This window comes from Acinetobacter sp. NIPH 542, assembly GCF_000369825.1.
Classification (GTDB): domain Bacteria; phylum Pseudomonadota; class Gammaproteobacteria; order Pseudomonadales; family Moraxellaceae; genus Acinetobacter; species Acinetobacter oleivorans.
In genome coordinates this window covers 1,632,659-1,647,548 of record NZ_KB850206.1, presented here as the reverse complement: position 1 = coordinate 1,647,548, position 14,890 = coordinate 1,632,659, and the positions used below count along the sequence as shown (strand labels likewise).

Here is a 14,890-nt window from a genome sequence, read left to right as displayed (position 1 = left end):
GCAGAAACTCTAATGTTTATAGCTTCAGTCTACGATATAGATACCGCCATCTGAATGTACTTTAAGCTCAACTTTATTTAAAAAATCGCCTAAACATGGTCCAGAAATACATTCACCTGTTTCCACGGTAAATAAAGCACCATGAGTAGAACATTGGATGTATTCTTGATCTTGGTCAAGAAATTGATTTTCTAAATACTCAAGCTCAGTTTGCAAATGAGGGCATAAATTCTGATAGGCATAGAATGCGCCGTCACGTTGCGTAACGAAAATAGTCGTTCCTTGTAAAGTGTCAAAAGCTCTAGCTTCACGCTCAGGAACTTCTTCCGTCATACAGATCCTTTCCATTTCAAGCACATTCCTTCTGAAAATTTTCAAGAAGTTTAGCATAATCATTAATTGCTAAACGTGGGCCAAATTGAGAAACAACTTCACTCGAAATTAAGACAGCTAACTGTGCAGCAGCATTTAAATCTTGATGATGGTTGAGGGCATAAAGGAATGCGCCTGCAAATGCATCGCCTGCGCCATTTGTATCAACGGCTTCTACATGACGGCCTGCCACATGGAAATGTTGGGTAGGGTTAGAAACTAAAGCACCTTTAGCACTTTGTGTAATAACTACTGTATGATTTTTAAAACGTAATTGAGCAAGAGCATCTTCTACAGATGTTGTATTTGTATACATTAAGGCTTCTTGTTCATTACAAAATAGTAAATCTACGCCATCATCCATAAGTTCTTCCAAGCCTTCGCGAGCGTATTGCACCATTGCAGGATCTGAAAGCGATAGGGCAATTTTAACACCATTTGCTTTTGCAATTTCTCTTGCTTGTTTTACAGCTTTACGCGCTGTTTCACTTGTAGAAAGATAGCCTTCAATATAAAGCCATTTTGCTGTTTTTAATGGTTCAAAATCGATTTGATCTTGAGAGAGTTCAGCAGTGATACCTAAATAGGTGTGCATTGTACGTTCAGAGTCAGGGCTAATGAGTACCATACAAGTACCTGTCACACCTTCACTGATCGATTTTGGAGTAGTCTTAATGCCAGCTTCATTTAGACCTTGCAGATAGATTGAACCTAAATCATCGTTACCAACACGGCAACCATAAAAAGCAGTTCCGCCTAATGCACTAAAGGCCACGGTCGTGTTTGCTGCCGAACCGCCACTCGCTTGACCTTTGTAGTCTTGGTGCTGTCTTAACTCTGCATAAAGAGCAGATTGAGTGTCACCATCGGACAACTGCATTGTGCCTTTTTGCAAGCTTTGTTGATTCAGAAAATCATCAGACACTTTAAATTCTTGGTCGATTAATGCATTACCAATTGCAAAAAGATCTACAGTTGCCATATGTGTTGTCACAAATAAAAAATCAGGTTGCTAAGTTTACACCATTGCTTGGATTTGCTGTAGTTTGTTGAATAAAATTCAGTTAATTCAGAGATTAATGGAAAATTATTGTTTAACTAAGCTATTGAAATGCTACTTTTAATAAATTTTATCAATTAATAATGATTCTTGCTAATATTTACAAATACAGTGTACTTCATTGAAACTTCGCATGAAATTTTTCATAGCGAACTTACATGAAGCGTTCAATTTTATTTATTTCATCAGTTGGGGTTATGACGAGCCATGTATATGCCGTCGAGGCAGAGCAACAGGCTGTAACCAATCTTCCAACAATTTCAGTAAAAGCTGAAAAGGAACAAAGCTTAAAACAAGAAGTGGGACAAGCATCAACTGCAACGAAAGGACTTATGCAATTAAAAGATGTTCCTCAAATCGTAAATGTGGTGCCTAAACAAGTTTTAAGAGAACAAACTGTAACCTCGATGCAAGGCGCCTTACAAAACGTTGCTGGTCTGAGCTTTAGTGTGGGTGATGGGCAACGTGATCAGGTTATGATTCGTGGTTTCTCTGCAATCACAGATAACTATGTAGATGGTATTCGTGACGATGCATTGTATTTTCGCGACATGTCGAATGTTGACCGTATTGAAGTATTAAAAGGGCCTGCTTCTGTATTATATGGACGTGGTTCTGCGGGTGGATTAGTCAATAAAATTAATAAAAAACCAATGGATGAATCTTTGCGCGAAGTCAGTCTTATTGGCGGCACAACAGGGCAACGCCGTGCAGAAGTCGATGTGAATGAAAAAGTAGCAGAGAATGTTAAGGTTCGTTTAACTGGAGCAGTTGAAGATTCAGATGGTTATCGTGATCAGGCATTTTTAAAACGCCAAGCCATTGCTCCATCTTTACAATGGGATATTTCAGACAAGACGAAGCTTTTAATTCAGGCTGACTATTTGCATGATGACCGTTTAGCAGATCAAGGTTTTCCGACAGATCCAATTACAGGTAAACCAGTTAAAACCAACCCTAAAACTTTTTATGGTGCATTAAACGGTAAAGAGGTTGGTGATGTTGATACTGAAATTTCAAGCCAAACCATAAGCTTAGATCATGAGTTTAACGATAATCTAAAATATCATGGCGCAGTTCGTCACTATAACTATTCATTAGACCGCCAATATAGTGTTGATTCACATCAAAAATTACCAGCTGATAAAATCCAATTAACTCAAAATAAACGTTTGCGTAATGAAGATGGCGTATATGTTCAGCAAGAATTAAGTAGCTTATTTAATACTGGTTTCTTAAAGCACAATACCTTAATTGGTGCGGAGTATAGTAAGCAGCACAAAGATGAAATACTTTGGCAAGGTGCTAAAACAATCACTGATTTGTATAACCCTAAATTAGAATATTGGGCGCCTATTAATACAGGGACAACAGTTGCAAGTAATAATAATAGTAATACCTTTGAAAACTACGGTATCTATTTACAAGACTTAATGACAGTTACAGATCAGCTGAAAGTTTTAGTTGGTCTGCGCTATGATAACTTGTCACAAGATCGCAATGATAAAGTGAAGTCTCAAATATTAAATAGAACTGATAACACCTATTCTCCAAGAATCGGGGTGGTTTATCAGCCAGTAAGCAATATTTCACTCTATACTTCTTATAATCGGTCTTTCCAGCCTTTGGCTGATTCATTTGTTTTATATAAAAACAGTGATGATTTGAGCCCAACAAAAACCGAAAATATTGAGGTCGGTGCGAAGTGGGATGTGAATGATCAGTTGAATGTGACATTCGCTTTGTTTGAAATGAGCCAAACAAATATTCAAAATCAAGACCCTACAGATTCAACACTAGCAGTATTAGCAGGTGAGCAAAAAACCAAGGGTGTTGAGCTTTCATTAACAGGTCAATTAACTGATCAATTAACAGTATTAGCTGGCTATTCATATATGGATGGTAAGATTGAAAAATCTGCTATTGGACTGACAGGCAATCGTTCTGCGCTTACGCCAAACAATACTGCTAACCTATGGTTAAAATATCAAATTAATGATCATTGGTATGCGGCTGTAGGTGGTCGTGGTGAATCATCACGTTTTAGTGCGCCAGATAACAAGAATGTTTTACCAGGTTATGCTGTTGTAAATGCAGCGCTAGGTTATCAAAGTGAACGTTACGATGTGAACCTCAATCTAAATAACCTGTTTGATCGTGATTACTTTGTTTCAGGACATAGTGGGGCCAATGATTCAAACATGATGGGCGATCCACTGAATGCTCAAATTGCACTTCGTTATCGCTTTTAAGTAAAAGTTTTTCTAAAAGCTCATCGACTTGATGGGCTTTTTTATTTATTGGTTAATATATAAATAGAATTAAAAGCTTTTGTTCTGGTAGGATAAAACGTTCATGGCTATGTGCTTGATATCAAAGCCTTGCCAATGAAAACTAATACCCAACAAAAACATAGTATTTTACTTGGCTTTTGTTCGCCAATCTCAAGCTGACTCAGGCTATAATGAGACTTATTCACTTATCCGATATGTTAGGAGATCACATGACTGTAGATGTCACTGAAACCATTTCTCAAACTGTTCACCCTGCGTTTCAGTTGCTACGTCAGCACCATGTAGAAGCATTAGATATTTTAGTGTCTGAATATAAGCATAAAGTCACAGGTGCGGTGCATTATCACTTGGCAACTGACTATGATGAAAATGTATTTCTTGTTGCTTTTAGAACACAGCCTATGGATTCTAAAGGCACGGCACATATTTTAGAACATACCGCTTTATGTGGATCTGAAAAGTTTCCGGTACGTGATCCGTTCTTTTTGATGATTCGCCGTTCTTTAAATACGTTCATGAACGCGTTTACAGCAGCAGATTGGACTGCGTATCCATTTGCTACTCAAAACAAAAAAGATTTCCAAAACTTACTCTCTGTTTATCTTGATGCGGCATTTGCTGCTAATTTGAATCCGCTTGATTTTGCTCAAGAAGGTATTCGTATTGAACTAGAAAATGGGCAACCTGTTTATAAGGGTGTTGTTTTTAATGAAATGAAAGGTGCGATGAGTGCACCGTCTGACCAACTTTATCATCAGTTGGCTCATCATTTATTTCCTGAAACGACCTATCATTACAACTCAGGCGGCGACCCGAAAGATATTCCTGATTTAACTTATGAGCAGTTAGTCGATTTTTACAAGGTACATTACCATCCAAGTAATGCTGTATTCATGACCTTTGGTAATCAAACAGCATATGAACTACAAGAGCAATTTGAAAAACTAGCCCTACATAAGTTTTCTGCTGGAACAACTCTTTATTCTAAGCCCGAAAAACGTTTAGCAGCACCAATTGAAGTAACAGAAAATTATGGCGTTGATAGTGATGATTTAAAAGATAAAACTTATCATGTTCTATCTTGGTTATTACCAGAAGCAAATGATGTGAAATTGCGTTTGGGAATGCGTTTGGTTGAAGGAATTTTGTTAGAAAATTCAGCTTCACCATTGCGTCATTACCTAGAAACTTGTGGTTATGCTCAATCAACAGGTCCATTAATGGGCGTAGACGATAGCAATTTTGAAATGACTTTCTACTGTGGTGTTCAAGGTTCAAACCCAGAACATGCACAAAGCTTTAGAGAGGGTGTTTTAAATATTCTGCGTGATGTTGCTGCAAAACCAATTGACAGTAATTTAGTCGATGCAATCTTGCATCAGATTGAGTTGCATCAGCGTGAAATTAATGGTGACGGTACACCTTATGGCTTAAGTTTAATTTTAAATGGCTTAAGTGGTGCGATTCACCATAATGACCCAATTCAAATTTGGGATGTTGATAGTGCAATTGCACAAGTTAAAGAAGAGTTGAAAGACCCAATGTGGTTATCAAATCTGATTCAAACACATTTGCTTGACAACCCACATCGTGTGCAAATGACTTTAGTTCCAGACCCAACTAAGTCTGTAAAAGAGCAAGAAGCAGAAAAAGCACGTTTAGCTGCTATTGGTGAAAAGTTAACAGATGCTGATAAAGCGGAAATTGTAGCCAATACTAAAGCGCTAGAGGAACGTCAGGATACTCCAGACAACCTTGAACTATTACCAAAAGTAGGTTTGGAAGATGTACCTGCTGACTTGCATATTGTGCAGGGGCAGTTACGCGAAATTCTTTGTAATCGTATGGATACGCCGTTGAATTTGTACCATGCTGGTACGAATGGTATTTACTATCAACAAGTACTCATTCAGATTCCTGATGATATTGTGAAGTCACCTTACTTCAATTTGCTTTCTATCTTAATGGGTGAAGTAGGTGCAGGTGAATATGACTATCTTGAACTACAAAACTTACAAACAGCTGTAAGTGGCGGTTTAGGAATGGGCGCTTCATTACGTAGTAAAGTTGATGACAAAGATAAAATTAGTGCTTGGTTAACCTTAACGACTAAATCGTTAACTCAGAAGTTTGATGCAATTCATTTATTAAAATTAGCATTTGAACAGCTTCGATTTGATGAGAAAGAGCGAATTATTGAGTTATTGCAACAACGTAAAACACGTTGGCAATCTCGCTTATCTGGAGCAGGCCATAGCTATGCCATGCAAATCGCATCACGTAATATGAGTGCATTGGCTCAACGCGACTATCAAAACACTGGTTTAGGTGCATTAAACTGGTTAGGTGAGCTTGTTACTAAGATTACTCAAGACTCTGCTGCATATGACGATTTGATTGCAGAATTAAAACGTATTCATCGTAAATTATTGCAAGCACCTAAACAGTTCTTGCTTGTATGTGAAGAACATCATTCTGAACGTTTGGTTGAAGAAATCCAAAATGTTTGGGATAAACTAAATGTTGATGCATCCGCAACAGAGTTAACCCACGTAGAACAGGTAAATGACAATAATCATGAAGCATGGTTAATTCAGGCAAATGTTCAGTTCTGTGCTTCAGCCTATCAGGCGGTGGATGTGTCGCATCCAGATGCAGCGCCGTTAATGGTATTGGCAGCTTATTTACGTAATGGCTTCTTACACAGCGCCATTCGTGAGAAAGGCGGTGCGTACGGTGGTGGAGCAAGTTATGATGGGAATGCGTGTTCATTCCGTTTCTATAGTTACCGTGACCCGCGTTTAGCAGAAACTTTTAAAGACTTTGAAGCAAGTGTGCAATGGTTATTAAATACAGAACAACAGCCTCATCAGCTTGAAGAAGCGATTCTTGGATTAGTTGCAAGTATGGATAAGCCAGGTTCACCAGCGGGTGAAGCGATTACTGCATGTTATGCATTATTGCATGCAAGAACACCAGCTTTCCGCCGCCTCTTGCGTGAGAGATTGTTGCATGTAACTTTAGATGATTTACAACGTGTTGCTCGTCAATATTTGGTTGAGCAAACTCCTGTAAAAGCTGTAGTTGCACCATTTGCCAAACGTGATGAATTGCAGCAATTAGGTTTTACCATTCAACAAGTTAATTAAAATAAAAATTGGAGATGAACATGGCGTTCAGACAATTTGAACGCACATCTTTACAGCTAAGCATGGGAATCGTGCTTAGCTGTTTGTGTGCGTCTGTGACATATGCTGACACCTTGGCACCTGTAACCCCCGCGACAGTAGATGCATGTGTTGCTCTTGCTTCGAATGCCGATCGTCTGGCTTGTTATGACTCTGTATTTAAGCCATCAGCTTTACCAGTTATTCAAGCTGCGGCTGTACCAGAGCCTGTTAAAAAAATTGATGCACCTGCTGTTCCACCTGAAACCTTTAAAGAGAAGGTGGTAGATACAGTGAGTAATATCAAAATAATTGGTAAAGCACCGAAAATTGAACCTACTACTTCTTTGCTTGATCAACGTTGGGAGTTGTCCGAAAAAAGTAAACTAGGGGTTTGGAATATTCGTGCTTATCAGCCCGTCTATTTACTACCTGTATTCTGGACCAGTGACAAAAATGAGTTGCCACATAGTCCGAACCCAAATAATACGGTAACAGAAGATCAAAACCTGAAATCAACAGAAAGTAAATTTCAGATTTCTTTAAAGACCAAAGCTTGGGAAAATATTTTTGGTAATAATGGTGATTTGTGGGTAGGTTATACTCAATCTTCCCGTTGGCAGACATTTAATGCAGAAGAGTCTCGTCCTTTCCGTGAAACGAATTATGAGCCTGAAGCAAGTTTAATGTTTAGAACAAACTATGAATTGCTTGGTTTAGATGGGCGTTTGCTTGGGGTTACTTTAAACCACCAATCAAATGGTCGGTCAGATCCATTATCTCGTAGCTGGAACCGCGTGATTTTTAACGTTGGGTTAGAGCGCGGTAACTTTGCTGTAATGCTTCGTCCATGGATTCGTCTGGAAGAAGACAGCAAAGATGATAATAACCCAGATATTGAAGATTACGTTGGTCGTGGTGATTTAACAGCATTTTATAAGTGGAAGCAGAATGATTTCTCTTTAATGCTGCGTCATTCGTTGAAAGGCGGTGATGATTCTCATGGCGCTGTTCAATTTGATTGGGCTTTTCCAATTAGTGGCAAACTGCGTGGACACTTCCAGTTGTTTAATGGTTACGGTGAAAGCTTAATTGACTATAACCACCGAGCAACCTACGCGGGCTTGGGTGTTTCACTCATGAACTGGTACTAAGTTTTGACTTGTAAAAAAGCCGCTTTAAAAGCGGCTTTTTTATTATCCAATTTGAATATTGGCTTGGGGGTGTTTGAGCCGACTTTTTTTCGGTGTGGCAATTAAATAAGCCAGTGTTAATGGACCGAGTCGCCCAGCAAACATGAGCAGGCTTAAAATGAATAAACTACCATTATGCAGCTCTGGCGTGATTCCACGCGAAAGCCCCACTGTACAAGCTGCGGAAACAACCTCAAAAAGCAAGTTCATAAAGTCTGCTTTAGGCTCTAAAAGCAAAATAATAAAGAATCCCATGAAAATGAGTATGCTTGTAATTGCAGTCACTGCTAATGCTTTATACGTCGTTTCGTGTGCGACTGAATGATTAAATATTCGGATTTCATCTGTGCGACGTAAAAATGAAATTACACTGAGTACTAAAATGACAAAGGTCCCAACTTTAATTCCACCTGCCGTACTGAGTGAGCCACCACCAATAAACATAAGCAACATCATAAGTAACGAGCTGCTGTTGGTCATTGCGCCTGTATCAATGGTATTAAAACCTGACGAGCGTGGAACAGTGGCTTGAAACCAAGCATTTAACGCTTGATCACCTACACTGAGCATTCCTAGGGTATGAGGATTTTGAGCTTCTAAAGCCCAAATTAAAATAAAGGCAATTAGGTTAATCACTGTAATGGTTGTAAGAATCAGCTTGCTATTTGGGGTAAGTTTTTTCCATTTTTTATTTTGCTTAATGTCCATGAGAACTAAAAAGCCAAGGCCACCTAAGGTGTAAAGTATGCTAACAGTTATACAAATCATATAATTGCTTTGAAAACTGATTAAGCTGTTAGAAAATAATGAAAAACCAGCATTATTAAATGACGAAATGCTGTAAAAAACTGCATAGTACAATCCACGTGCAAAGCCATAAGTCGGTGTAAAAGCAGTAGTGAGAATAATTGTACCAATAAGCTCAAAAATAAGAGTGTAAGTAACAACTCCTTTAGCAACAAAAGTAACTTTTGATAGGCTCGTTTGACCTAAACTATCTTGTGCCATCATTTGCTGTTTAAGGCCAACTTTGGGTGACAGACTTAACGCAGCCAATATGGCAAAAGTCATGAAACCCAAACCACCCGATTGAATCAGCAATAGAATAATGGTTTGTCCGAACAGGGTAAAAGACTCATGAATATTTAAAACAGATAAACCAGTAATTGTGACTGCTGAGGTGGCTGTAAAGAGTGCATCCATCCAGCTCACATGACCTGTATTGGCAAATGGCAGTTTTAATAATAAAGTGCCAAAAATAATAAAGCCCAAAAAACCCAGTGCCAAGAGTGAAGGCGGGCTTAAATTTAATGTTTTATTGGGCTTGGGATATATAGACATATTCTAGATTTCGCCTCTTATGTGAAGCAATGAGAAAGTTTCTTTAACTGCGGTAAATGACCTTCTAAAATAAGAATATCATGCGTCTGCAAGGTGAAATTTTCTTCGGTCTCAAACAAAATTTGCTGCTGTCTTTTTACGAGCAATGTTTTAACCTGTGGCGCTTGCTGCATAATGCCATATAAGTTAATGCCATTAAGCTTGTCAGGAATTTCAATTTTTATAATGTAGTGATCGTCTTCTAAAGACATATAGCGACTAACCATTGGATAGTTCAGTGCTTGGGCAACTCGTACCCCCATATCTTCTTCAGGATGAATAATTTTATTGATATTGAGGTGCGACAAAATGGTGTGATGTGCTTTGGTTTTTGCCTTTACCCAAATCTTATCTATACCTAAATTTTTTAAATTGAGTACACATAAGATACTTGCTTCAATATCCTCACCAATTGCGACCACAACTGCATCACAGTTTTGAATATTAAGTTCATCAAGTACGTGTTCGTCAGTCGCATCGGCAATGACGGCATGAGTTAAAACATCGGCAAGATTTTCAACATTCTTTTTTACCGTATCAATGCCAATAACATCATGATTTAATTTTGTGAGCTCTTGAGCAACTGTTGCTCCGAAACTTCCTAAGCCAATGACCGCAAACTGTGCCATATTGATCCTTGTTTCCTGATTAGACGTTTATTTTTAAGGATATTTTCTTGGAGATAAAGAGAGGCAATGTAAATATGAGGGGAATATTAAAAGAATTATATGAATAAGCCGACAAATTTGTCGGCTTATTCATCAAAATTGAAAATTATTTCAAGAAACGTTTGTAGCCAACATTATTCGTAATTTCTGCATACGGATAACTAATCTGCTCAAGAGTTTCGATTAGACCATCAGGGTTCTGTTTCGCATCAGTTGCTTGTAAACCTACTAAAACACGTCCTTCAGCTGCGCCATGATTACGGTAATGGAACAACGTAATATTGTGGGTTGGGCCTAAACGAGTTAAGAAGGTTAAGAGGGCACCTGGACGTTCTGGGAACTCAACACGGAATAATCTTTCATCATCTATATTTGCATGACCACCAATTAAATAACGAATATGTAGTTTGGCAACCTCATCATCAGATAAGTCATCTACTACATAATTTTGTTGCTTTAATTGTTCTAAAATTTCATGACGCTCTGCATCACCACCTTTTAAGCTAATACCGACGAATACTTGCGCTTCATCTGTATTGTTTGCTCGGTAGTTAAACTCGGTAATATTGCGACCTTGTAAAGCACGGCAGAAGCCTAGGAATGCGCCTTTTTCTTCAGATAAGGTAACTGCATAGATCGCTTCACGTTGCTCACCTAACTCAGTACGTTCAGCAATATAACGTAGGCGGTCAAAGTTCATATTGGCACCGCATACAATCGATACCATATTTTTATTGCTGATTTTATGTTCAGTAATGTATTTCTTGATACCAGCAAGGGCCATTGCACCAGATGGTTCAACAATGCTGCGGTTTTCGTCAAATGTATCTTTAATGGCAGCACAGATTTCATCTGTATTTACCGTCACAATATCTGGATCAACAATTGGGCCTGAGTTATCAGACTTGCGCAGACGAATAATATCAAATGGTAAAGCACCAATTTGTGCAACAGCCGTACCATCTGCAAACAATCCTACATGTGGCAAGATTACGCGCTCATTGGCCTCTAAGGCTGCTTTTAAACATGCAGACTCTTCATATTCAACGCCAATAATTTTAACATGGGGTGCAACTTCACCAAGGTAAGCTGCTACGCCTGAAATTAGGCCACCGCCACCAACAGCAACAAACACATATTCTACATCACGCCATTGACGTAAGATTTCATTTGCAATTGTGCCTTGACCAGCAATAACAAGTTCATCGTCGTAGGGTGGAATGAATACAAGGCCTTCAACTTCGGCACGTTGCTGTGCATATTTATTTGCTACATCAAAACTATCACCATGTAATACAACTTGACCACCCAAGCGTTTAACTGCTTGAACTTTAATGTCAGGAGTTGTACTTGGCATAACAATAATTGCTGGAATTCCTAAGCGTTGACCTGATAATGCTACACCTTGAGCATGGTTGCCAGCAGAGGCACAAATTACCCCACGTTCGAGTTGTTCTTTAGGTAACTGGCTAATACGGTTATAGGCACCACGTAATTTAAAAGAAAAAACAGGTTGTAAATCTTCGCGCTTAAAACGAATTGTATTATTTAATTTTTGACTAATTCGTGGAGCTGCTTCGAGAGGCGTTTCAATTGCAACATCATAAACCGTTGCTTGTAAAATTTGTCGTACCACACGAGACAGCATGTTCATCTTCCCTATAACAGTTTAAAATAGGAAATTATTGTAGCAAACCCTTGTGCATTTGCGCCGATTATTGGTGCATAAATGTCAAAAAATAGTTGAGTGATGTCATGAGTCTATATGCAACCCAAGATGAAAAGAAACAAGCTGCTGCGAAAGCTGCTTTAAAACACTTGCCCAAAGGTGGCATTTTGGGGGTTGGGACTGGAAGTACCGTAAATTTTCTAATTGATTTATTGCCTGAATTACAATTAGAAGCAGCTGTGGCAAGTTCTCAAGCAACTGCTGATCGTCTTAAAAAATTAGGCATTGAAGTTGTAGATATGAACCATGTAGGTGGTTTAGATGCCTATGTTGATGGTGCAGATGAAATTGACCGTCATATGCATATGATTAAAGGTGGTGGTGCTGCATTAACACGTGAAAAAATTGTAGCTTCAATTGCTAAGAAATTTGTTTGTATTGTTGATGATTCAAAATGGGTTGATCAACTCGGACGTGATTTTCCACTTCCAGTAGAAGTTATTCCAATGGCTCGTTCTGCTGTAGCTCGTAAGTTGGTAAGTTTAGGTGGTGACCCAGTTTATCGTGAAGGTGTAGTAACAGATAACGGTAATGTGATTTTAGATGTATTTAATCTTAATATTTTAAATGCAATTGATTTGGAAAAGACCATCAACAATATCCCAGGTGTTGTGACTAACGGTATTTTTGCGTTAAACCCTGCAACAATTGCAATCGTTGCAACAAATAATGGTATTGAAGAGCGTACTGCACAGTAATGTCTGCGGAAATGCCAGAAATTAAAATCGTTCGACACGTAAGAGCAAGAAAATTGCGCTTACGTGTTGAGCCTGCTTCAATCCGTCTCACGGTTCCTTTGTTTTGTAGTAAAAAACAAATTCAGCAATTTTTGGCTCAATCTGAACAATGGTTGACCGAGACGTGGAATAAGCAACAAAATGTTCAATCGGCATCGATTGAAATTCCTTCCGAGATTTATTTTTTTAATAAAGACCAACCGTTTCAGGTCATTGTTCAAAAGCAGCATCGAGTTTTTCAATTCGATTGGGAAAGCAGTTGTTTATTTCTTAAAGACACGCAGCCATATTTGGCATTACAAAGTGCAGTGATTACCTTTGCAAAACAAGAGTTACCCGAGCTTTTAAAAGAGTTAAGCGAACACACTCATTTGGCTTATAGAGAATGTACAATTCGCCGTCCGAAAACTCGTTGGGGAAGTTGTAGTAGTCAGCATAATATTATGCTACATGCAGGATTAGTATTGATGCCACACGAGATTGCTCGTTATGTGGCTATTCATGAATTAGCTCATACTAAACATTTTGACCATAGCCCAGCTTTTTGGGCAGAAGTTGAAAAATACGATCCATATTTTCAAAAACACCGCAGACAACTTAAATCAAATCCGTTGCCTGCATGGTGGTATGTCTCGAACTAACTAAAACTACATTCTAGTTGTGGTGTTTGTAAGTTATCTGGTGCTTTCCGGCTGTCTAAACCTGCTTTAGCACTCACGATTTTATTTGCTTTAATTGATAGTTGTATAAAGTTGTATTGCTGCGTTGAGTTGTTGGGTTCGGCGGAACTTGAGTTGAGTAAATAACTTGAGCTTGCAGCATCTATTTGCAATAAATTATCTGTACTGTCCGCACTTAACGCAGAGCGATAAGTCTGTGATCCTTTAATAAGGTCGATTTGACCATTCGCACGGAAATTAAGCTGGCAACCTGTTGCAGTGTCTTCGTAATGACCCACTAAATAATCTGTAGCAGGTAGTTTTGGGTCGGAAAGATTAATGCTGGTCAAACCTTGTTTGCAAGGATATGCAGAACCATTACAGGTCGCTGTAATACCGCTAAAACCTACAGCGCGACGATAATCACCAGCACCATCTATACGGAAAAAGTCAGTCGTATTTCCGACAGGTACGATCCCTGAATATTGTTTCTTTTGCAGAAGGTCATAACCATTCTGATCTAAAAGCTGTTGTGAATTAGCCTTGGCTAATTCTAAAGTAGATGCCCTTAAATTGGATGCAAAATTATCGCGTGTAGCTTTTTGATTAGCTGCGATATCTAACAGTGTATTTTTAACTGGATCAATATTATCTGGAGCAGATGCGAAAATAGGGGTAAATTTTGTTTGATCACCTTGAAGTTTTTTTCCATCTAAAAAACCATCTTTTAAATCAGTTGCAAAACTTTTAATGAGCTCTTGGAATGTGGTTGTTCCACCATGAACAGTTGACCAATATTGTAAGTAGCCCAAGCTAAGATAGGTATCCACGTATGTACTAGGTTTTATAGAGGAGTACTGCATGAGGGAGTTGGCTGGACTTAAACTTGGAATGTCAGCATCTTTAAATGCATTAAGAAGAGACCTATAAACATCTTGTGAAGCTAAATCTACATGTAATTGTTCAATGCGAGTTGGGTCGATCGTCTCTTGAGGAAGTTGTCCTGAGCGTATCACAGCTCGTTGGTAAACCGCTTCACTACTTGGACTGATGAATAGGGTTCTCCCACTTATACTGTTCGGTGTAATAAATGCATGATAAGTACCAGAGAAATTTTGATAGGTTGAGGTAATGGGATCAAATACTTGAGATGAATTTTGAGTCGTAATTTCTACGCGATATAAACGACTTAATTTAGCGGTAGGAATTTTGACATTAAAGCTGTTTAAGCTTGCAATTGAGGTATCTACTAAAACAGCGTTCGTGCTGTTGTCATATACTTTGAATTGGATATTACGAATTTCTACGGGAGATTTAACAGTAACATCAGTTGTTGCCTCTGGGGTAGGATCAACAGGTGTTGGAGTGCTTGGTGAACTACCACTGCTACTACCTCCACCTCCGCAACCAACAAGAGCAGCACTTAAAATTAATGTGCTTAAACCAAGGTAAGTGTGTAATTTTGTTTCTTTTGATTGATGAAGCATCCTAGCTCTCCAAAATTAAATCTGATATTTATTTGCTGATATTTGTTTAGTTCTGACAGTTGAATAAGTGCTATCTAATTGTCGCTAAAATTAAAAAAATTAAAATTACCAAGCATGAAATGGTTTTGTAAGCTTGGACATCCT

At 38.5% G+C, this 14,890-nt stretch carries 11 protein-coding genes; 5 read left to right on the top strand and 6 right to left on the bottom strand.

Annotation, left to right across the window (positions count from 1 at the left end; all coding sequences use genetic code 11):
- Window positions 1-24 precede the first annotated feature (24 nt).
- Together F886_RS13160 and F886_RS13155 are read right to left on the bottom strand one after the other, a co-directional pair.
- Window positions 25-333 carry a Rieske (2Fe-2S) protein gene (locus F886_RS13160; RefSeq protein WP_003652095.1) on the bottom strand — a complete coding sequence of 103 codons (309 nt, stop codon included), beginning with the start codon at window positions 331-333 and terminating at the stop codon, window positions 25-27.
- Between the two features lie 16 nt (window positions 334-349).
- Window positions 350-1,354, bottom strand: a complete 1,005-nt coding sequence (locus F886_RS13155) for an adenosine kinase (RefSeq protein ID WP_005306150.1) — start codon at window positions 1,352-1,354, stop codon at window positions 350-352.
- A 236-nt stretch (window positions 1,355-1,590) separates the two neighbouring features.
- Between F886_RS13155 and F886_RS13150 the strand changes: the two genes are divergently transcribed.
- The 3 genes from F886_RS13150 to F886_RS13140 all read left to right on the top strand — a co-directional run bounded on the left by F886_RS13150 (window position 1,591) and on the right by F886_RS13140 (window position 8,047).
- Complete coding sequence (locus tag F886_RS13150; protein ID WP_005306147.1) at window positions 1,591-3,684, top strand: TonB-dependent receptor; 2,094 nt, start codon at window positions 1,591-1,593, stop codon at window positions 3,682-3,684.
- Between the two features lie 251 nt (window positions 3,685-3,935).
- Complete coding sequence (locus F886_RS13145; RefSeq protein WP_005306144.1) at window positions 3,936-6,875, top strand: insulinase family protein; 2,940 nt, start codon at window positions 3,936-3,938, stop codon at window positions 6,873-6,875.
- 20 nt (window positions 6,876-6,895) lie between these two features.
- Window positions 6,896-8,047 (top strand): phospholipase A, encoded by a 1,152-nt coding sequence (locus tag F886_RS13140; RefSeq protein WP_005306142.1) that lies wholly within the window; start codon window positions 6,896-6,898, stop codon window positions 8,045-8,047.
- Window positions 8,048-8,089: 42 nt separating this feature from the next.
- Here the strand turns inward: F886_RS13140 and F886_RS13135 are convergent, their stop codons facing one another.
- The 3 genes from F886_RS13135 to ilvA all read right to left on the bottom strand — a co-directional run bounded on the left by F886_RS13135 (window position 8,090) and on the right by ilvA (window position 11,788).
- Window positions 8,090-9,427, bottom strand: a complete 1,338-nt coding sequence (locus tag F886_RS13135) for a TrkH family potassium uptake protein (RefSeq protein ID WP_005306138.1) — start codon at window positions 9,425-9,427, stop codon at window positions 8,090-8,092.
- A gap of 17 nt (window positions 9,428-9,444) precedes the next feature.
- On the bottom strand, window positions 9,445-10,095 hold the full coding sequence (locus F886_RS13130; RefSeq protein ID WP_005306134.1) for a potassium channel family protein: 651 nt from the start codon (window positions 10,093-10,095) through the stop codon (window positions 9,445-9,447).
- A gap of 145 nt (window positions 10,096-10,240) precedes the next feature.
- The gene (gene ilvA / locus F886_RS13125; protein WP_171056849.1) at window positions 10,241-11,788 is read right to left on the bottom strand and encodes a threonine ammonia-lyase, biosynthetic; all 1,548 of its coding nucleotides are present in this window, start codon (window positions 11,786-11,788) and stop codon (window positions 10,241-10,243) included.
- 101 nt (window positions 11,789-11,889) lie between these two features.
- Between ilvA and rpiA the strand changes: the two genes are divergently transcribed.
- Both rpiA and F886_RS13115 read left to right on the top strand, forming a co-directional pair.
- The gene (gene rpiA, locus F886_RS13120; protein ID WP_004791976.1) at window positions 11,890-12,561 is read left to right on the top strand and encodes a ribose-5-phosphate isomerase RpiA; all 672 of its coding nucleotides are present in this window, start codon (window positions 11,890-11,892) and stop codon (window positions 12,559-12,561) included.
- Entirely contained in the window at window positions 12,561-13,241 is a 681-nt protein-coding gene (locus F886_RS13115; protein ID WP_005306129.1) for a YgjP family zinc-dependent metalloprotease, read from the top strand. The genes rpiA and F886_RS13115 overlap by 1 nt, the downstream gene beginning before the upstream one ends.
- Here the strand turns inward: F886_RS13115 and F886_RS13110 are convergent.
- Entirely contained in the window at window positions 13,238-14,746 is a 1,509-nt protein-coding gene (locus F886_RS13110) for a hypothetical protein (RefSeq protein WP_005306126.1), read from the bottom strand. The genes F886_RS13115 and F886_RS13110 overlap by 4 nt on opposite strands.
- Window positions 14,747-14,890 lie beyond the last annotated feature (144 nt).